This window comes from Chelatococcus sp. GCM10030263 (assembly GCF_042666455.1).
Classification (GTDB): Bacteria; Pseudomonadota; Alphaproteobacteria; order Rhizobiales; family Beijerinckiaceae; genus Chelatococcus.
The window spans coordinates 23130-43758 of sequence record NZ_JBHTDB010000008.1 but is presented as its reverse complement, the minus strand read 5'-3'; the positions used below and the strand labels follow the sequence as shown (position 1 = coordinate 43758).

General features: G+C 63.5%; 14 protein-coding genes. 9 read left to right on the top strand and 5 right to left on the bottom strand.

Annotation, left to right across the window (positions count from 1 at the left end):
* The first annotated feature begins 7 nt into the window (after positions 1 to 7).
* The 9 genes from sctJ (at position 8) to sctT (ending at position 6866) form a co-directional block, all read left to right on the top strand.
* The gene (gene sctJ, locus ACFQU1_RS17730) at positions 8 to 799 is read left to right on the top strand and encodes a type III secretion system inner membrane ring lipoprotein SctJ (protein ID WP_378135059.1); all 792 of its coding nucleotides are present in this window, start codon (positions 8 to 10) and stop codon (positions 797 to 799) included.
* On the top strand, positions 796 to 1431 hold the full coding sequence (locus tag ACFQU1_RS17725) for a SctK family type III secretion system sorting platform protein (RefSeq protein ID WP_378135057.1): 636 nt from the start codon (positions 796 to 798) through the stop codon (positions 1429 to 1431). The genes sctJ and ACFQU1_RS17725 overlap by 4 nt, the downstream gene beginning before the upstream one ends.
* Positions 1428 to 2078: a type III secretion system stator protein SctL gene (gene sctL, locus ACFQU1_RS17720; protein ID WP_378135055.1), complete on the top strand. Its 651-nt coding sequence runs from the start codon at positions 1428 to 1430 to the stop codon at positions 2076 to 2078. The genes ACFQU1_RS17725 and sctL overlap by 4 nt, the downstream gene beginning before the upstream one ends.
* Entirely contained in the window at positions 2075 to 3430 is a 1356-nt protein-coding gene (gene sctN / locus ACFQU1_RS17715; RefSeq protein WP_378135053.1) for a type III secretion system ATPase SctN, read from the top strand. Before sctL ends, sctN begins: the two co-directional genes overlap by 4 nt.
* Positions 3427 to 3933, top strand: a complete 507-nt coding sequence (locus ACFQU1_RS17710; RefSeq protein WP_378135051.1) for a hypothetical protein — start codon at positions 3427 to 3429, stop codon at positions 3931 to 3933. Before sctN ends, ACFQU1_RS17710 begins: the two co-directional genes overlap by 4 nt.
* Positions 3930 to 4964, top strand: a complete 1035-nt coding sequence (gene sctQ / locus ACFQU1_RS17705; RefSeq protein WP_378135049.1) for a type III secretion system cytoplasmic ring protein SctQ — start codon at positions 3930 to 3932, stop codon at positions 4962 to 4964. Before ACFQU1_RS17710 ends, sctQ begins: the two co-directional genes overlap by 4 nt.
* Before the next feature lie 37 nt (positions 4965 to 5001).
* Entirely contained in the window at positions 5002 to 5655 is a 654-nt protein-coding gene (sctR, locus tag ACFQU1_RS17700; protein ID WP_378135047.1) for a type III secretion system export apparatus subunit SctR, read from the top strand.
* A gap of 9 nt (positions 5656 to 5664) precedes the next feature.
* Complete coding sequence (locus tag ACFQU1_RS17695; RefSeq protein ID WP_378135045.1) at positions 5665 to 5934, top strand: EscS/YscS/HrcS family type III secretion system export apparatus protein; 270 nt, start codon at positions 5665 to 5667, stop codon at positions 5932 to 5934.
* A 119-nt stretch (positions 5935 to 6053) separates the two neighbouring features.
* Complete coding sequence (gene sctT / locus ACFQU1_RS17690; protein WP_378135043.1) at positions 6054 to 6866, top strand: type III secretion system export apparatus subunit SctT; 813 nt, start codon at positions 6054 to 6056, stop codon at positions 6864 to 6866.
* A gap of 229 nt (positions 6867 to 7095) precedes the next feature.
* Here sctT and ACFQU1_RS17685 read toward each other — a convergent pair whose 3' ends face one another.
* The 5 genes from ACFQU1_RS17685 to ACFQU1_RS17665 all read right to left on the bottom strand — a co-directional run bounded on the left by ACFQU1_RS17685 (position 7096) and on the right by ACFQU1_RS17665 (position 20625).
* Entirely contained in the window at positions 7096 to 15582 is an 8487-nt protein-coding gene (locus ACFQU1_RS17685) for a hypothetical protein (protein ID WP_378135041.1), read from the bottom strand.
* A gap of 427 nt (positions 15583 to 16009) precedes the next feature.
* Positions 16010 to 17227: a M20 family metallopeptidase gene (locus tag ACFQU1_RS17680; RefSeq protein ID WP_378135039.1), complete on the bottom strand. Its 1218-nt coding sequence runs from the start codon at positions 17225 to 17227 to the stop codon at positions 16010 to 16012.
* Between the two features lie 23 nt (positions 17228 to 17250).
* The gene (locus tag ACFQU1_RS17675) at positions 17251 to 18855 is read right to left on the bottom strand and encodes a dipeptide ABC transporter ATP-binding protein (protein WP_378135037.1); all 1605 of its coding nucleotides are present in this window, start codon (positions 18853 to 18855) and stop codon (positions 17251 to 17253) included.
* Positions 18852 to 19682 (bottom strand): ABC transporter permease, encoded by an 831-nt coding sequence (locus tag ACFQU1_RS17670; RefSeq protein ID WP_378135035.1) that lies wholly within the window; start codon positions 19680 to 19682, stop codon positions 18852 to 18854. The genes ACFQU1_RS17675 and ACFQU1_RS17670 overlap by 4 nt, the downstream gene beginning before the upstream one ends.
* Positions 19675 to 20625, bottom strand: a complete 951-nt coding sequence (locus ACFQU1_RS17665) for an ABC transporter permease (protein WP_378135033.1) — start codon at positions 20623 to 20625, stop codon at positions 19675 to 19677. Before ACFQU1_RS17665 ends, ACFQU1_RS17670 begins: the two co-directional genes overlap by 8 nt.
* Between the last annotated feature and the right edge of the window lie 4 nt (positions 20626 to 20629).

Sequence of the window (20629 nt, the reverse complement as noted above, 5' to 3'; positions counted from 1 at the left end):
GACACCGATGAGACCGGCAATACGCTCCCCTAGCCGCCTGCGTCTTGTCGCTGCCCTCCTGGGCTGCCTCAGCCTTGCCGCTTGCAAGGTCGACCTCTACACCAATCTCGACGAACGCCAAGCCAATGAGATGGTCGCGGCGCTTGTGACGAGCGGCATTCCCGCCGAGCGCACGCTCGCCAAGAACGGCCGGCTCTCGATCTCCATCGATCAGCAACGCTTTGCCGAGGCGGTGGAGGTTCTTCGCTCGGCGGGGTTGCCGCGCGATGCCTTTTCCAGTCTTGGAGACGTCTTCAAGAACGACGGCCTGGTCTCGTCGCCGGTTCAGGAACGAGCCCGGCTGATCTTCGCCTTGAGCCAGGAACTCGCCCAGAGCGTCTCGTCGATCGACGGCGTGCTTTCCGCCCGCGTGCATCTCGCCCTTCCCGAGAACGATCTTCTCAAACGGACACTGCTGCCGACCTCTGCATCGGTCTTCATCCGCTACCGGGCCGATGCGGCGGTTCCGGCGCTGGTGCCACAGATCAAGATGCTCGTCACCAATGGGGTGGAGGGCCTGAGCTATGACAAGGTCTCGGTGGTGCTCGTGCCGGTTGCTTCGCAGGCGGTCGCGGCACCGCGGGACAGGCTCGACACTTTTCTCGGGCTGCGGCTCGACCGGTCCAGCAAGGCAAATGCAGTGACGATCGCCGTTGCTGTCGGGGTGCTCATTCTGGCGCTTGTCGGCGCCGTCCTCGCCCTGGCTTGGCTCAGCTTTGCTCGCCGTCACCGGCTGCGGGCCGTGGGACCGAAGTCATGACGAGCGCTGCCATGGCCGATCCCGTCACCCAGGATGCCTGGCGGATATTCGGCACGGAGCCGGTCCGCCATGCCCATCCGGCTTGGCTGGCCGCGAGCCTTAGCCCAGGCGTCACGCTCGGGATTTGTGCGCGGCTCAGCGCCGAGCCGCGCTTTCACGATCGCCTCTCGGCGCAGCTCGCCGCCCATGCAGCACTTCCGCCCTGGGGTGAGATTGAGCCGGACAATCCGCTCGACCGCGAGATCGCACTCGTCTCCCGTGACGCGCTGGAGGAGCTCGTTACTGCGGCTGGTGCCGTCATCTGGGCGGATGCATTGGCGCGGCGGGTGCGCCGCGAGGAGGCGGCGGCCGTCCGCGATCGCCTCGGCGAGGACGTCGTCCGTTTCGCGCTCGCCAACCGCGAGCTCGCGATACCGGGCAGGCCCGTCGAGGATATCGACGAGCTGTGTGGGCAGATCGGAGAGGATGGCTGGCGCTGCTATGCCGCTTGGTGCGCCGCACAGCCGCCGGCCATCGGAAAACGCGCGGTCATGAAATGCGACCCGGTGCGCGTCAGCGCGACGCTGCCGGAGCCTTTACGCAAAGCCGGGCCCGCGATCATCCGGCGCGCTGCGCAGAGGACCGCCGCATGAGCCTGCCTCCGACCAGCCCAACGGCAGTCCCGCGGCCCGGTCCCTCCGGCCGGATCGTACGGGCCGATGAAGCCGCGGAATGGCAGGAGAGCTTCCGCTGTCTCGAAGACGCGCGCAGGAGCGCGGACGAGATCGTAGCCGAGGCACGGCAGGCGGCGGAGACGATCACGACCGAAGCGCGCAAGACGGCCGAGGCCGAATATGCTCGCGCTTTCGCCAAGGGCGAGGAGGAGGGGCGCCGGGAGGCCGCACGCCTCGTCGCCCGTACTCAGGCTGAAATCGATAGCTATCTCGCCTCTATCGAAGGCGAGTTGGCCAAGCTCGTCCGCGATATCCTGCACAATGTCGTCGGCGAATACGCGGCGGAAGACCTCGTCGCGCAGATCGCGGCGCAGGCGCTCAAGACCTTCCGCAATCAGCGCAGCCTCAACGTCATCGTCCATCCGGACGTGGCCGATGCCGTGCGCGAGAAGCTGCTCGCGATGACCGCCGACCACGGCGAGCTCAGACTGACGGTCTCGACCTATCCGACGCTCCCGCAGACCGCATGCCGCATCGAGACCGAGTTCTCGGTGGTCGAGGCCGATCTCGACATGCAACTCGCGGCCATTTCGGCGGCACTCAGCGGCGGGAGGGCGACATCATGACCGGGGCTCCCGCACCGAATCCTGCGGCCGCCCGGCTCTCCACCATTCTGCCTCATCTGCGCCGCGCGGTCGCCGAGGTGAAGCTGCGCCCGGTCAAGGGTCGCGTTCAGCGGATTCTCGGCCTGATCATTCATGCGACCATCCCGGGTGTGCATGTCGGCGAATTGTGCCACCTGCATGATCCGACGACCGGCCGCTCCGTGCTGGCGGAGGTGATCGGCCTCGCGGACGATCGGGCGATCCTGACCCCGATCGGCAATCTCGACGGCCTCTCCAGCCTGACGGAGGTGATCCCGACCGGGCATGACCTGCGCGTGCGGGTGGGCGAAGGGCTTCTCGGGCGCGTCGTCAATGCGCTGGGCGAACCGCTCGACGGCGAGCCGCTCTCGGCCTTCGATGCGCCGCGCCTCGTCTCCGTCCAGGCGCCGCCGCCGGCGCCGCTGAAGCGGGCGCTCGTCGACACGGCGATCCAGCTCGGCGTCAAGGCGCTCGACGGGCTCATCACCTGCGCGCGCGGCCAGCGGCTCGGCATCTTCGGTGCCCCGGGCGTGGGAAAATCCTCCCTTCTCGCGCGGATTGTCCGCGGCACTGATGCCGATGTCATCGTTGTCGCCTTGATCGGCGAACGCGGGCGTGAGGTGCGTGAGTTCATCGGCCGCCATCTCGGGCCGGAAGGGCGGGCACGGTCTGTGACCGTGGTGGCAACGTCCGACCGACCGGCGATGGAACGCACCAAGGCGGCCTATGTGGCAACCGCCATTGCCGAATACTTCCGCGATCGCGGCAAGAACGTGCTGCTCGTCATGGACAGCGTCACGCGCTTCGCCCGCGCCCAACGCGAGATCGGGCTCGCCGCCGGCGAGCCGCCGACGCGGCGCGGCTTTCCGCCTTCGCTTTTCGCCGCCCTGCCGCAGCTGCTGGAGCGGGCCGGCACCGCGCCGACCGGCAGCCTTACCGCCATCTATACGGTGCTGGTGGAGGGCGAGGAGGAGGCCGACCCGGTGGCCGAGGAGGTGCGCGCCATTCTCGACGGTCATATCGTGCTCACGCGCGAGCTTGCCGAGCGCAACCATTTTCCGGCCATCGACGTGCTGCGTAGCCGTAGCCGGTTGATGGACACGGTGATTGGTGACGAGCATCGGCAATTGGCCGGACACCTGCGCGAACTGCTGGCGCGTTATGCCGAGATCGAGCTTCTGTTGCGCGTCGGCGAATATTCCCCTGGCAGCGATCCCAAGGCCGACGAGGCGATCAAGAAGATCGACCGCATCAATGCCTTCCTGCAGCAGGGCGCGGGCGAGCATGTTTCGATGGAGACGACGCTCGCCGGGATGCGGGAGCTTGCGGCATGAGCCGGCGTCTCAATGCCTTGCAGGAGCTCAGGCGCTTGCGCGAGCGCCGCGCCGAAGCGCGCCTCGCACAGGCGCTCGCCGAACTCGAGCAGGGCCGCGAGGCCGCGACTGCGGCGCGCACGGCGGCCGATCACACGGCGGAGCGGACAGCGGCGGAGGCGCGCAACCTGACCGAAATGCTCCTCGACCGGCATGTCTCGGAAGTCCGCATCGCGGCCGTCCGTGCCCGGCTCGAAGCCCATATCAGCGAACGGCATGCGAGCGAAGCGACGCATGCTGCCGCGGAAGCCGCCTTGGCACGGCAAGCTGGTGCGGTGGCCCAGTCCAGGACCCAGGTCAGGGAGCGCCAGAAGGCGCGTTCCCGGCTCGACCTCCTGTCTGAAATCCTGTCCGGCAAGCGCATTCGCGCGGAGGAACAGAAGGCGGAGAACGAGGCCGACGAGCAGAGTCTGCTCGGGCAGGCCAAGCCGGAATCCGCCAATCCCGGCGGGAGGGGCGCATGATGGCCATGCCCACCATCGCCCCGCTGCGTGATGCGCAGCTGCCCTCGATCCCCCTTGAGCATCTCGCCTGCCTGAAAGGCTTCTTCAAGCGCCGCGCGCCGCTCGCTTTTTCGGTCGGCGAGATGGCGGTGACGATGGAGGCCGCGGCACCGGACGAGGCGCCGCAGGATCCGATCGCCGTGGCCGTCACCATCGACGGTGAGATGCATGTGCTCGTCCTGGCGAAGGCTCTCGTCGATGCGGTTCTTGCCGCCCTCGATCCGGCGCTCGACGGAGAGGCGCTTAAACCGCAGGTGCTGGCTCTTCTTCTCGAATCGGCTGCCGCACCGGCGATTGCGGCCCTGGAATCGAGGGCCGATGTCTGCATCCGCTTTGAGACGGCCGCCGCCGCCGCACCATCTGCCACAACGGACAGGCTGAATTTACCGTTCCGCGTGAAGGCTAGCTCCGGCCCATCGATCGCCCTGCTCAACCTCACCCTCGCCGGCGCCGAACGGCTGGTGCGCCTGTTGGACGAAGCTGCGCCGAAGCCGCCGCGCTTTCGCGACCTCCCGTTGCCGGTCAGCCTGCGGCAGATGGCCGTGCAGCTGCCACTGGCGGACGTGAAAAGCGTCGCGGTGGGCGACGTGATCGTGAGTGAAGGCCGGGCTGCTCAGCCGGACCGGGGCGTCATCCTGGTCGCCGGCATGCTGGTCGCCCCGGTTGAACTGAAACCGGAGGGCTCCGTCCTTCTCGAACCCCTGAAGCCTGCCCGCGGCTCCCCTCTTCAATGGTGCATGGATATGCCATCTGCTTCATCGCCTGACACGTCTTTCGACGAAATGCCGGTGCAGATTGTCATCGAGCTCGGCCGGCTCGATCTGCCGCTCGCCGAGATCGAGGCGCTCGCGCCCGGCTCGCTCCTGCCGCTCGGCCGAAATCTCGAGGAGGGGGTCGATATCCTCGCCAATGGCCGACGCATCGGCCGCGGCACGCTGGTCACGATCGGCGACAGCCTCGGCGTGCGCGTCGCCCGGCTCGGCCAGGGATGACAGCCCGTGCGGGCGCCGATGTCGAGGCGATGACCTGATGCAGACCCTGCCCGAAAATCTCACGGCGCTGATCGCGCTCTCGGTGGTGCTCGGGCTTGCGCCCCTCATCGTCGTCACGATGACGAGCTTTCTCAAGATCGCCGTCGTCATGTCGCTCCTGCGCAATGCGATCGGCGTCCCGCAAACGCCGCCGAACCTCATCATCTACGGCGTCGCGCTGGTGCTGACCGCCTATATCAGCATGCCCGTGCTCAGCGAGATCGAACGGCGGCTCAGCGACCAGCCGCCCGACTTCAGCTCAATGGCTGGCCTGATGGACAGCGCGCAGGCGATCAAGGATCCGGTCAAGAACCACCTCATGCGCTTTACGACCATCGGCGAGCGGCAGTTCTTTGCAGCCGCTGCCGAACGGATCTGGCCGCCGGAGGCGCGTATCGATGTCAAGGACGACGATTTCATCGTCCTGCTGCCGGCCTTCGTCAGCGCGGAGCTGAAGCGAGCCTTCGAGATCGGCTTCCTGCTCTACTTGCCCTTCCTCGTCATCGACCTCGTGGTGGCGAATGTGCTGATGGCGATGGGCATGATGATGGTCTCGCCGCCGCTGATCTCGGTGCCGCTGAAGCTTCTGCTGTTCATCTCGATCGACGGCTGGTCGCGCCTTCTGCACGGCCTCATCCTCACCGCGGCCTGAGGGAGCGAGATGTCAGAGGGCATGATCATCGCGATCGTGGACAGGGCGCTGCTCACGGTGCTCATCGTCTCCGGCCCGGCTTTGGCGGCCGCTGTCCTCGTCGGCCTCGCGGTGGGCACGCTGCAGGCACTCACGCAGATCCAGGATCAGACGCTCGCCCAGGCGGTGAAGCTGGTCGCCGTCGCGCTGCTGACGATCACGCTCGGGCCGCTGCTCGCGTCCTACATCGGCGAGCAGGCGAATATGCTGTTCACCAACTTCGCCGCCATGACGCGCTAGGCGGCCGATGCCGACATTCGCCTCCCGCCGCCGCGGCGATCCCATGCCGGAAACCAAACGACCATGGTCGGCCGACCAACGAGGCGCCGCGCCGGCGCATGTTTCGAGCGAGGGTCCAAGTGTCCGGGCTGTTCGATGAGGAGACCGTCCGCTTCGCAACGACGCAATTCCTGGCGGCGGCGCTCGCCATGGCACGCATCCTCACCGTGCTCTTCGTTCTGCCGGTCTTCACGCGGCTCGAGCTCGGCGTCTTGCTGCGCGGCGCCATCGCGCTGGTGCTCGCGCTGCCGCTTGCCGGGCCGCTCACCGCCACCATGACAACGGATCCGGTTCTCGCCATGACGGGGACGCGGCTCGTCGTGCTGATCGCCAAGGAGATGCTCGCGGGCCTCATCCTCGGGCTCGTGCTCGGCCTTCCCTTCTATGCGGCGGAGGTCGCAGGCGACGTGCTCGACCTGCAGCGCGGTGCGACCCTGGCGCAGGTCGTCGATCCCACCTCGGGCGCGACCGCGAGCATCACCGCGACCCTGCTCGGTCTGGTGATGATCGCCGTCTTCTTCGCCGCCGGCGGGCAGCAGCTGATGATGCAGGCGATCTACGACAGCTACGGCCTCTGGCCGGCCGGCGCGATGCTGCCGGCCTTTTCCGCGGAGACGCCGGCGCGCCTCCTCGGCCTCATCGATACTGTCGTGTCCATGGGCGTGGTTCTCGCCGGACCGCTCATCATCGCGCTCTTCGTCACCGATGTGGTGCTCGCTGTCGTCTCGCGCGCGACGCCGCAACTCAACGCCTTCGATCTCTCGCTTGCCGTCAAGAACCTCGTCTTCACGCTGCTCCTGACGCTCTATGCCGGCTTTCTGATCGCCTATATGCGCGACGATCTCGCGAGGCTCCTCGATGTCGGGGACATGCTGAGCGGCCTCGCGAGGTGAGGGGTGGGTATGCTGCCTGTCCGGCGATAGAGGAGCACGGCGCGATCGCCTTTCCCGATTGTCGGGCGGACCGGAGCGAACTAGCCCCGAGTTGAGACGGTGATGGGCGAGCCACGGGCACAGTGGCCGTCAAATACTCACCCTTCGGTTTATCGTTCATTCAAGGCGTATAGTTGCGGCAGCGAGCGGGTCGATAGCTTCTCCGGTCTTGGCCAACAGATCATAATTTCTAGGCTGCTTCCCGTTCTTCCGCAGGGGTGCCTGACGATTCACCCGAGCTCTCACCCGAATAGTTTCCGCTGTCGCTGGAGCCATTCGTTCCCACGCTGGTCGGCGAGCTATTGCCGGTATCGGACTGCCCCGCTAGCTGCGCACCGCTGTTGGAGGTGCCATTGCTGGGGCTGCCACTGCCATTAGCCTTGTAAAGTTCTCCGACTTCCTTTTTCCAGGTCTCGGTAATTTGCTTGATCGTGGTATCGGATTCGACGAGATTCGGATAACTTTCATCAAAGCGGGTGAGGAATTTCAGTTCGACCGTTCCTTCATATAACGTCCTGAATTCCGCGATCGTCTGTTCGCAACCGGCGCAGGGACGCATTTCGGAGAATAGAACGATGGTCGCTTTGATGTCGGATTCGGGAGGATACCTGCGGCGAAACTCATTGAGGATCCTGTATTCGGAATCGGTCCCGTTGTCGCGGTTGGTCGTGGCCTCGTGAGGTGCGAATTTCTCGCTTGCAGCTTGGGGGCCGGTCAGATTTCTATCTTCTATCTTGCCCGCTCTTGGATCCGTCTTGTCAAAGGCGATGATTTCGTAATCTCGCTCGATGCCTCCGTTCGGGGGGGACGGTTTGCTGCCGGTCGGCGCGACCCACTCCAGTCGGTCGGTAACGTTGCCCACGTCGTCCTTGATCTCGATCTGGGCGATGGCAACGTGATCGGTTCTTCCGATCGTGCTCCTTGCCTGGGCTTCGTTCTTTCGGATCTCCGTCGCGCGCTCCCACCCGGTCTCGACGTCCGCGATTTCATTCGTGAACGCCTTCGTTCTCTCGGCAGGAGCAATAACCTTCAGCGAGTCGCGAGATGCGTCGCGGACCGCATAGGCGAGAACATTCTCGTCAGCGTCTCTGACCGCGTACATTTCTCCTGGAAGCTCTTCAGCGAGGATCCGCCCCTTCCGGATCATCACGTTTCCGGCGCTGTCGAGGTAATCTCTAAAGTCCAGAACCATATAGCGCCTGCCGTCGTACTCGACTCGTCCATTGAAGGTTTTGCCCGCCGCCAACTCAAGGTAACCCAGCTGGTTTTGGACGACGTCGCCCTGCTGCAGCGTCGTGACGGCGCTGTAATCCATCGCCGTATACTTGACGGAAAGCGGCGGTAGACCACCGCCGAGGCCAAGCCACAGCTCATCCTCAATGTCCCAGCGCTTCAATTCCGCATCATAGCTGATCCGCGGTGCATTCGCCGAGGCTCCAGCCGCATTTGCCCCGTTCGGATCGTCGACCTGATAAACCTTCTGGTCTGGCCTGCTGTTTTGTAGATCCTCGCGTAGCCGGTAGGTGCGGTCTCCTCGAACCAAATAGTTCGTCTGCCCACTCTGGCTCAAACCCGCCGCGTTCGGAGGCGACAAGTCGGCCGGCACCTGATCCGGACTGAGTTCGAGGCCGCCGAGATAGTCCTCGAACGTGGCTGCGCGCCAAAGTCGAGTATTCGCATCATAGACGAGACCGGTAGCAGCCGTCGGGACTTCGAGAGGATCGTCCAGGCTGATGGGGCGCCAGATGATGCGGTCGGGACGCGCCGTTGCATAGGGTGCAATCTCAATATAGTCGTTCCCAATCTGGCAGTAGACGTGACCATCTCCCAATCTGATCGTGCCATCCGAGCCGACAGCTTCGCTCTTCAGGATATCGAGGAGGTCCTCGTCAAATGCACGGCTGGCCACGATCTCTTGGGTGCTGAGGCCGATGGTTCCCGTGCTGAGGACACTCTCGACGCCGCCGTCGCTGCCGACGCCAGAGTCGCTGTCCGTATCGGAACCGCTGCTCGGCCGATCGCCGTCCGGTCGGGTGCTGTCGGGCTCTGCGCGCCAGGCCACTCCGTCCGATTCCATCGGGATCTTCGGTGCGGATGCATCATTCGGATTGATGATCCAGCAATGCGCGCTATCCGCGCCAGCCTCCACCTCGAAGACCGTCGACTTCACCATGATGTAGTGCTTGCCTTCGTGAGTAACCGCTGGACCTCCGGCGGCAAGTTGCAGCGATTCGGGCTTCTCCACCCGGTACCGCTCGATTTGGGCAGCGGAGAGGCCGCTCGGCTTCAGCTCGACGGACCTGTAAACGATGCTACTTGATGCCTCGAGAGTCGTTCCATCCGTCAACAGGTGCTGGCGCTGTGAAAAGAAGCTCCAGGATCCGCTTGTCCCGTCATAGGCCATTCCCGTGAACGAGGTGAAATCACGGTCTGTGCCATATTCGTTGAAGCTAATCTCATCGATAATATTGTCCTCATCAATATTCCATTCCGCCAGACGTTTTTGTCGATCAGAAATTTTTGTTCCATTGTTCAAATGAAATACACGTATCGTGTCATCGTCGAGCTTGGTAACAATGAGACTGCAACCATTCATCGGCGCCGTGAAGACGAAGTCGTATTTCGGGTCCTTCAAGGGAACGTCCACAAAGTCCATCTTGGTTCCCGTGCTCTTGAAGGGAGCCCAGTAGCCCTTCAATATGAGCTCGCCAGCTTTCACGACGGGTTGTTCAGACATCGGGTACACGGTGGCCTCAAATGCACCGTTCTTCCGGTCGGGTGCCGCGGATAGGAGAAGATTGGCTTCCTTCTGCTGGTCGACTTTGGCCCCGCGTGTCATGGTCTCGACGCCCGACTTCGGAATGTTGAGTATGGTGCGTTGGCCAAGAGCGTTCATAAGCTTGGTCAAGTCCGGCTGGGAAACGCGTTGCCCACCAGCGAGCCCGCCGGCCTCTATGCGGCGCCAGATGCCCCGCTCTTGGTCGTATATCAGGCGTGGTGTCGTCGCATCATAGGCGAGATCGCCATTTGGATCAGCGACGCGCCAAATCGTCCGGCCTTGATCCGTCGTTCCATCGGCCGCAAGCTTAAGATACTCGCCATCGAAGAGCTTCGCGTAACGCTCGTTATCCACCCAGATGACGCCATTCTCGTCGCGCGTGGCGCTGCCGAGCTTCGTACGGAGGTCCGTATCGCGGATGCCGTATCTGCCGAGTGCATCGACATCGAGCGACTTGTAAAGGCGTCCGGCGGCATCCGGCAGCAGGATGGGACCGACAGGTTCGAGTGTCACGGGGTCGTATTGCACATAGGTGTTATCGCTGAAGTGCATGAGCTTTAGTTTATTGCCCGCCGCGTCTGTCGCCGTCAGGTACAGCGGCGCATCGGAGACCCCTCCGGTCCCGCCAGCTTCCTTCTCCACCTTGACGGTCCAGGCAGCGTCATCGATCTTGGCGAGAGCGGGCAGCTTCGTTGCCGTTGCCTCGATCTTGCCGGCGAGCGCGACATTTCTGATCTTAACAACTGCAGCGATATCCATAACGTTCGCTATCGTAGCCTTACCCACACCGAAAAGCTGCGTCGCGTCCAAGCCGGGCACGGGGGAGATGGCGTCGCCCACCGCCAAGGCGGTTTTTCCAAGCTGCTTAAAGAACTCATTGCTCCATGGGGTGCCGGCGGTCCAGGCCGAAGCCACGCCCTTGGGCAAGCCGGATTTCAGGCCGTTGCTCGTAATGCTCTTCGCGAGCGATTTGAAAGCAGCGGCGCCGAAACTCTTGCCCGCAGACAGCGTCTTGATGAGAGGCCCTCCGACGGGCAAGAATGATAGTAAGTCGAAGTAGCCGGATATAAGGGCGTCACCCCACTGTCCTGTCTTAATTGCAACGAAGGTCTGTCGCAGAGGAATTAGGTTAAGAAGAAAATCCTTGGCGGCCTCCGCATTGGTCTGCCCTGCCGCTTCCTCCCGCGACGCGGCTATATCGCGGGTCATATCATATGCAATAATTTCTCTAACGTCGGAGATATCGCGGAATTCATACTCCGTCCCGCGATTGCATTTTTCCACAGAGAACTCTTGATTATAGGAGTTGTCGACGGAGTTCTTGTAGAAGCCGCCGTATTTATCTCCGAAGACGGTGATGGCGTTGGCTCGGCTCCACTTAATAAGTCCTTCGTCGTCTACCACGCCTGGAAGTTCATAGGTGACGTCAGCGGCAGAGTCGGCACCCTCCAGGTTCCTGGCGACGAAATATGTTTTCGTTGCCGTGCCTGCTTTAGCTTGCAGAAAATAGCTGTCTCCTGCTAGCTTATCTGTGTCGAATAATGATGCAAACGTGGACGTGACATGCGGGCGACTCAACGAGAACGTCGTCTGGCTCAGATCAAAGCCATCGCTGGAAAGTTTGTTTGTGATTAGGCCGCAGATAGACTGCGACTGGTATTCAGCAATTATCTTGCAATAATTGTCAAATTGTTCGTTAAACAGATCGTTTAACGTATTTGCGGCAGGCAAATCGCTGGCCATTATGGAAAGATCATCCGCGGAGACTAATACGGCTTTGTGTTGCGCATTATTGCTGAACAGGCCGGGAAGATGATCGTTGAGGGTGCCGTCCGGAGATTGTTTCGACACGAGCTCGATGACATGCTTGATGTTGCCGTGCTTGAAATAATAATCACCAATGGTGGCGGATGGGCCGAAGAGCAAATATCCAGCCGGGTTAGATACCTCGTCATAATCGAGCAAGATCCAATCGGGATCGATGCCTCGCTTTTTGAGTTCGTCCTTGGCGATCTGTTCACGCGTCGGCATGACCGTGAGGGCCAGTTCGTCCCTGAACTCTTCCTCGGCGAAGTTCGCCAGCTTCACAGCCATGGCATCGGAGTTGTCCGTTGCTTCAAGCTTGCCGGCAGCGTTGGCCATGAGGAAGAGCGCCATTCCGCTCTCTGGATTGGTCTCCATGGCCTCGGCATTGGCATCGCTTGCCTCTGCAGCTGGCAGAGCATCGCGCGCCTCCTGCAACATGCCGGCCTGGCCGAGTTCCTGTAGCTCGGCCGCGCTCAAGTCGGCCAGATCGGGCATGTGGCTCGCCATCTGCGCACCCATCCATAGCTTGGCCCAGTCGCGGCTGCCATATATGATGTCGTCCGGCGGCGGGTCGAGCGACAGTGTCGGGTCGTCGATGAGCGCTAGTCGCAGCTGGCGCTTGATATAGATATTGTTCTGATATGCGGGGCTCTTCAGCAGGAGCCGGTTGATTTTCGCTTCGATCTGCGTAGCCGCCTCGGCGATGGACAGGCCGGTCGCGTTGCGCAATGTCATGCCGTCGTACCAGACGGTTGGATCGCTCGCGTCGGCGCCGAGTGCACTCTCCCAATCAATGTCCTTCGTGAGGGCGTGCAACAGCGCCTTGGCAAGCTCCCGCTTCTGGCCGAGGCTCAGGTCGGCCGCGGTAACATCGTCCTCGTAAAGGCCGGACGTCTGTGCAAGGCGCAACATCAGATCAGCATCGTCTTCGAGTCGCCTGGGGGCGCCCGGGTCGAAGTCGAGCTTGAAGTAAGCGAGGAGCACGTCCTCTTGTTTCGTCTCGGGGGGGAGGGCCAGATCGGTGCGTTCGTAGTCGACAAAGGCCGCGAGCATAGCCTCTCCAGCTGTCTTGTCGACGCCCGCCGATTCGGCATTGCCAGCGGTGTCGGCCTCGGTCGTGGCCCCGTTCACATCGGTAAGTCCCGCCTCGTTCGCCGTCTGAAGCAAGTCCTCGACTATGTCATCCCAGGACTGCACGAGATCATGCGGGCCGGCCGCGCCCGTGCCAGAAGCGTTGACCGCCTCCTCGGTTGCACCGCTGAGACGGCCGATTTTGGCGCCGTTCGAGACGAGCCAGCCGGCCTCATCGGGCGTGAGCCGTGCGCCGTAAGATAGACCGGTCGTCGGATCGGCGAGCGTATAGAAGGCGCCTTCCGTGCCGGTATGCTCCTTGAGGAAAAGGAGCCGATTATCCTCCGTCCGGCCAATGGTCAGCGTGACATCGTCCAGATCGATGCTCCGACTGTCGGCGAGCGAAAGATGAATGGCGTCGAGCTTGATGACGTCGAGGCCTTTGGCGTCTTTTGTCAGTGCTATGCCGGAAGCCAGGGTCTGCGCGCCGTCGTCGGCGATGTCGACGAGATTCGAACGCTTCGTGACCTGTTCCAGGACTGTGGCCAGCTCGGATTGCGTATCCTTGAGGCTGCCGACGATGCGTGCGGTTTCCGTCGCCCTGTTGAAAAGCTTGGGCGTAAGGCCGGGGGTCGGGATCGGCAGGGCGTTTTCGAGGCCTGTCAGGCCGACTTTAAGCAATTGCGTGCCGAACTCACGCCCCAGGGGGGCTGCGGCTTTGAGGCCGAGCGAGAGACCGGCCGTCAGGCCTTCCTTCAGGGTTGCCCTGAGGGCGGCCGAGACGCCGGCCGCGACAGCCTTGACGCCCATTCGTGCAGCTGCGACCGCTTCGCCGACGAAAGGAATGAAGGTGGCGATGTCGAGCAAGCCGTTCAGGATGGCGCCGCCGGTCTCTCCCTTTTGAATCGACACGATCATCGCGCGAAAAGGAATCAAATTGAGTGCGTAATTCCCAAGGGATTCAAGGGCGGTGTTCCCCCGCAAGGATTCATGGGATTTTTGAACTTCGCTCTCATAATGGCTGACAATCTGGCTTTTGTAATCTCTCCCAGCGGCGGATGCCAAGCTTGTCCAAGTATCGATCAGTTCGTGGTTGTCCGCTAAGGAGGCGCGCATTTTTTCGACTGTATCCGACTCGAAGATAGTTTCATATCTGTCGGAGAGCCATTGGTTTTCGCCAGAATATTCTTGTAGCCCCTTGTCGAGATCCACCATTGAAAGGGTAAAACTTTTAGGATCCGTCAAGTCGGCTTTGGAAATCTTTATAACAAAGAAATTCTTATTATTTGTGGTCCAGGTGTCATCTCCAATACCCCAGAATCTAGGGTTCCTGTCCTTTACCTGATAATTAAGTAAGCTAATTTCTATATGTGACTCATCAAGATTTATATTGTTATCCGTGGCATAAGATAAGATGCAATGGTCGATGATGGTGGACATTGCATTTGCAAAATTTGTCTTATAAGTGTTGAATCTTCTGTCGAATTCATCTGACAGTACCGGATAGTTCTCCGCATCCGGAACCTCGCCCGGATTATCGTGCTCGAAATAATAGGACTTGAAGTTCGTAATATGGTCGAGCATCCTTTGATCTGCTAATTCATCCGCAGACGTATCGGTGGGAATCAGGCCGCCATGCGTGAAGATGTAAGCTTCGGGGTTGATGCCGTGCTCTTGAAGGATTTCGGAGCCGAGCTCCTGGCGGGTGGGCATGTCCTGCGAGATGGCGTCGAGCGCATCGGCGAAGGCGAAGTCCTCCGCGAAGACTGCGCGCGCCGCTGCTTCGAGCACGGCCGTGATCTCGTCGTCGCCCGCGGTCGCGAGCTTTTCCGCGTCAATTTTACCGGTCGCCCGGGCGACCAGGAGAAGCGCCTGGCTGGTCCGGGCGGCAACCGCCGAGGCGGCGGGATCCAGCGCGATCGCATGGCCCACCGCGTCGGCGGCATCCGTCGGCACCGTCTCGGGCGCCGGCGTCGTCGCGGCACCAGCGTCGATTGCCGGGGTGGCTGTCTCCGTCGAAGTTGCCGTTTCGCTCCCGGCGGCTGGCGCGGTCATGGCCGCCTTGCCCAGCCCCATCAGCTCGTCTGCGGTCCGCGTCCCGTAATCGAGACCGAGATCTCCCGCGATCTCGATGCCCATTCGCAACTGCGCCCATTCCAGGCTGCCGTAGAGGATGGTGGCGGGTGGCGACGATAGGAACAGCGTGGGATCTGCGATGAGCACGGAGGCGATCTGGTCCGTCATGCTCGCGGCCCAGCCGCCGACCTTGCTCGTGAGTAAAGCGCGGATCTTGTCCTTGATGGCCGCCGCGGCGTCGGCGAGCGTCTTGCCCGTTGCTCCGAGCAGGACGTCGCCGTCCGAGGTCACGACGTTCGCGCCATCTGCGGCGGCGGTGGCTAATTCGATCTGCCAATCGATATTCTCGGTCAGCGCGAGCAGCAGCTGGCCGTAAAGAGCCTTCTGCTGGGCGGGAGAAACGTCGGTCTCGCCCTCCTTGCCGCCGTAGAGGCCAACGGCATCCGCCAGGTAGCGCATGAGGTCAGGCGCGTCCGGGCTCGGGAAATCGGCGATATTCGCGAGCACCTCATCATCGGTGAGCCCGCTGAAGGCGCTTGCGCCCTCCGCAGTCCCCCGCGTGTGCTCAGCCAGAGCATGGCGCAGCTTGGCATAAAGCTCCGCCGTGGCGCCCGGCGCCGCTGTCGATGCCGTATCGGCCAGGACGGCGGCCGGGCCGGCCTCGGCATTCTCCTGGGCTGCGCTCGAGACGCTATCCGACGTTATGGCGTCCCCCGGCTGCATGCCATCGGTCGGCGATTCATTGCTTCCAGTCGGGTTTGTATCGGTCGGTGGCCCGCCTGCCGCTTCGCCGTCCGAATCGGGGCGTGCGCCGGATTCATTCTCCGGCCGCTCCTGAACGGACTGGATCGCCGTATCGAAGGCGGTCTCTTGCGCGGCCGAGGGGGCCCGCGCGCCGCCATTCTCGTTGAGCGGGAAGGGGGAGGTGGTGCTGATGTCCGCCATGAAACTACTCGCTCTGCAAAGGAATAAAATCAGATCAGCTGCCGCTGGCCGGCCGTCCATGAGACGAAGCTGCGTCGCGTTCGCGCGATCGGCCGATGGCCTTGCAATGCGGCTCGGCTTGGCCGCGGCAACCGCCCCAACGGCGGCGTTAAGCAGCACGCTCCACCGTCTCAGAGCGTGCGCTAGGCCGATTTCATATCAGGCAATTTAGCGGAAAATGGTTTCTGTATCCAATCATTAGTGATTGGCATCATGTTCCGCTATGTAAAGAAATTCTGATGATAATTCGTCTGTTCGCGTGAAAATCTTTGCATATGCCGAGTATGGCTACTGCAGTTTGCGCAGAAAGCGGACCACGCATAGCGTGAGCCGCTTGGCATCGCTGCAGGAGAGCTCTCTTTCCGTGCGTCTATGGAAATTTGATCTGTCAGGCGAGTTCGCAAATCTCGACCATCGCGAGCAGATAGATGCGCACGGCGTCGAGATAGTCGGCGATGTCGACACGCTCGTCCGGCATGGTGTTGTAGCGCCCGCCGGGGCCGCAGACGATGCCCTCCATCCCGGCGCGGTGCTGGAAATGGGCCGCATCCGTGCCGTAGTAGCCTGGCGGCGTGATGGCGCCGGTCGGCTGGTCCGCGCCGCGCACCGCGCGATAGGCCCGGTTGACGGCCTGGACGATGGGCGAATCCTTGCGCACCTCGAAGGTCGGCATGGCCGGCCGGCCGACCTGATGCTCGGGAATGAGCGTTGCCTTCAGACCGGGGTGACGGGCTTCGAGATCATCGAGCACGCGGCGCATGTCGGCGAGCACGACCGCCTCGGTCTGGCCGGGGGCGTAACGGGCCGAGCCCTTGATGCGCACGAAATCGGCGACTTGAGGCGGCCGCCATTCGTGCAGGTCGCGCCCGAGCGCGCCATGCACCACGCCGATATGGGCGCGGTTGATGCCGCGATGCTCCTCGCTCGGCGCGCCGGAGAAGGTCATGGCATTGAGCGTCGGGATGAGCTCGCAGGCGGCGGCGATAGCGTCGACCGCCTCCTCGCGCTTCGAGAGATGGCGCGTCACGCCCGTCATCTCGATGATGAAGGTGAAGGCCGCGGCATGCATGGTGAGCGCAGCCAAGTCCGTCGGCTCGGAATTGATGAAGTAATCGGCGCGGATGCCCTGGTCGATCGCTGCGATCGTGCCGACGCCGCCCTGTAATTCGCCCACGACGAAGGTGAGGATCACATCGCCCTTCAGGCGCACGCCCGCATCGACCAGCGTCTTTACAGCGCAGAAATAGGCGGCATCGCCCGCCTTCATGTTGGAGACGCCGATGCCGTAGATGAATTTGTCGTCGACAAGCCCGCCCCAGGGATCGACCGTCCAGCCCTCGGTCGCTGGATTGGTATCGACATGGCCGTTGAACAGCAGGCTTCTGCCGCCGCCCGCGCCTTTCCAGCGGCCGATGGCATTGACGCGCTGGCCCTCCACCGGCGTGAGGCTCGCGTCGAGCCCCATGGCCCGCATCTCCTCGGCCATGAAAGCCGCGAGCTTACGTTCGCCTTCGGTCTGGGAGTAGCTCTTGTGCTGGACCATGCGGCTCAAGAGGTCGAGGCAGGCTTTCTCGTCGATACGCGCCAGAAGGCTTTGGCGATCCATGGCTGGATCCTTTCGTGGGACAGTCAGACGGGGGTGGGGACGGCGTCGATGAGGGCGCGCGTATAGGGGTGCTCGGCATGGGCGAGGCCTGCCACGTCGGTGACCTCGACGAGATCGCCGCGGTACATCACCGCGACGCGATGGGCGATCTGGCGCACGAGGTTGAGGTCGTGGGTGATGAAGAGATAGGCGGTGCCGAAGCGCTCGCGCAGGCTCAAGAGCAGTTCGACGATGCGCGCCTGCACGGAGACGTCGAGCGCCGAGGTGATCTCGTCGCAGATGACGAGCTGCGGCGCGGAGGCGAAGGCGCGCGCAATCGCCACGCGCTGCTTCTGTCCGCCGGAGAGCTCATGCGGATAGCGCCTGGCGAAATCGGCCGGCAGCTCGACTTCCGCCAGCAAGCGGGCGATGGCGTCGCGCTCGCGCTCCCCGCCGCGGCCATAGAGCCGGAGCGGCCGCGCCAGGATGTCGGCGATGGTGTGGCGCGGATTGAGCGACGAATCCGGGTGCTGGAAGACGATCTGCACGGCACGGCGATAGGCGGTGTCCATGTCGGTGGCGCCGCGGACGGCCCGGCCCTCCAAGCTGAGCTTGCCCTCGAAGGGATTGAGGCCGACGAGGGCGCGCGCGATCGTCGATTTGCCCGAGCCGGATTCACCGACGATGCCGAGGATTTCGCCGGGCCTGACATCGAGCGAGACGCTGCGCGCGCCGGTCACGGACCGCCCTTTGCCGGTGAGGCTCTCGATGAAGGACGGGCGGCCGTAGCGCACCGTCATGTCTTCGATGGCGAGAAGCGGCGCGCCCTCGGCCGGCGCCTCGCCCTGTACGAGGCGGTGATCGGGCCGCGGCACGGCGGCGACGAGCTGGCGGGTATAGGCCTCGCGCGGCGCGCGGAAGACATCCCCGGCGGCGTCGATCTCGACGACGCGCCCCTTGTTCAGCACGGCGACACGGTCGGCGATGCGCGAGACGAGCGCCAAGTCGTGGGAAATATAGAGCGACGCGACCTTGGTCTCCGCCTGCAGTTCGGCAAAGAGCTCGAGGATCTGCCGCGCCGTGATGACGTCGAGCGCCGTGGTCGGCTCGTCGAAGAGCATGAGCTCGGGTTCGGCCGCGAAGGCGGTGGCGATGACGACGCGCTGCTTCTCGCCGCCGCTCGCCTCGTGCGGGTAGCGGCGCATCATCGCGGCCGGGTCCTTGATGCCGACGCGTTCGAGCAACGCCTCGCCGCGCTGACGCGCCTCGCGCAAGGCGAGGCTCTTGTGCTCGACGAGGACTTCCGCGAGCTGCTCGCCAAGCGTCAGCGTCGGGTTGAGCGAGGTGCTCGGGTCCTGGAAGACCATGCCGATGCGTCGGCCGCGAATGCGGCCGATCGCCGAGCGGGAGACGCTCCGCAGGTCCTCGCCGGAGAGGCGGATGGCGCCGCCCGTCTCGCGCGCGTTGCCCGGGAGATAACGCATCACGGCATAGGCGAGGGAGGTCTTGCCAGAGCCGGATTCGCCGACGAGCCCCAGCACCTCGCCGGCGGCGATCGTGAGGCTGACGTCGGCGAGCGCCGTCTCCGGGCCCGCCGGCGTCAGATAGTCGAGGCCGTAGCCTTCGATCGCGAGCACAGGCGCCGTCATGTCCGCGTCCTCGGGTTGAGCGCGTCGCGCAGGCCGTCGCCGAAGAGGTTGAAGCCGATGGCAACGACGGCGATGGACAGCCCCGGCCAGATCATCATCCAGGGATTGCGGAAGAGATATTCGCGCGCCTCGGCCACCATCAGTCCCCATTCGGAGGAGGGCGGCTGTGCGCCGAGCCCGAGGAAGCTCAAGGTCGCGAGCGTCATCACCGCGAAGGCGACGCGGATCGTCGCCTCGACGATGATCGGCGCGATGACATTCGGCAGCATCTCGCGCAGCACGATGAAGCTGCTCGATTCCCCGCGCGCCACCGCGGCATTGACATAGTCCTGCTTGCGCACGGCGAGCGCTACCGAGCGCGTGATGCGCGCCATGCCGGGCGCGAAGGCGATGCCGATGGCGATGAGGGCGTTGGCCGCATTGGCGCCGAGTGCCGTGACGATGAGCAGCGCGAAGAGGAGGCTCGGGATCGCCATGATCGCATCGAGGATGCGCATGATGACCTCGTCGGCGCGGCCGCCGAGAAAGGCCGAGAGCGTGCCGATGACGGCGCCGATGATGGAGCCGAGCAGGGTCGCCACGACGGCGAGGATGACGGTCGGCCGCGCCCCGATCAGGATGCGGCTCAGAAGATCGCGGCCGAATTGGTCTGTACCGAGCCAATATTGCGCGCTCGGCCCCTGGAAGCGGTCGGTGATGTGGAACTGCTCGGGGCTGTAGGGCGCGATGAACGGCCCGAAAGCCGCGACGGCGAAGGCCGCCAGCAGGAGGAGCGTGCCGAGGCTGCCCTGCGGGGTACGCATCAGCCGTTTGATGACGTCAGCCATATTGGATCCTCTTGTCGAGAACCGCATAGGCGATGTCGGCGAGGAAATTGGCGGCCGCATAGGTCCCCGCCATGATGAGGGCACCCGCCTGGATCGCCGGCAGATCGCGGGCCTGGATCGAGACGATGAGCTCGCGCCCGATGCCGGGGAAGGCGAAGATCTCCTCGACCACGATGATGCCTCCGAGGAGATAGCCCACGTCGAGAGCGATCACGGTGATGGTCGGCAGAAGGGCGTTGCGCAGGGCGTGGCGGACGAGCACGCGCCGCGGCGACAGGCCCTTGAGGCGCGCGGCGCGGATATAATCGGTCTCGAGCACGTCGACGAGATCCGAGCGCACCATGCGCGAGACATGGGCGATGAGGATGACCGAGACGGTGATGACCGGCAGCACGAGATGGTGGAGGCCGGCGCCGAAATCCTCCGTCAGCGGCACATAGCCGGTCGCCGGAAACCAGCCGAGCGCCGGATTGGCGAGGAGGATGAGAACGATGGTCGCGGTCACGAATTCCGGCAGCGACACGCCGAGATAGGAGCCGAGGCCGACACCGAGGTCGACCGCGCTGCCCCGCTTCAGCGCCGCGACAATCCCCAGCGGCACCGCGATGACGAGCATCAGCAGGATGGAGGCGAAGGCGAGCAGAAGTGAGCGGCCGAGCGCCACGACCATCGTCTCGCCGACCGGCAGGCCGGTGCGCAGCGAAGTGCCGAAGTCGCCGGTGAGCACGCCGGCGAGCCAGTGGAGATATTGCAGCCAGCCGGGGGCATCGAGACCGAGTTGATTGCGCACGGCGGCGAGCTGCTCGGGCGTCGCATGTTCGCCGAGCATCATCACCGCCGCATCGGCCGGCAACAGCTGCGTGATGCCGAAGACGATGACCGATACGACGAGCAGGGTGAAGAGGATGGTCGCCATCCTCTTCAGGAGATAAGCGGGGGACAAGGGA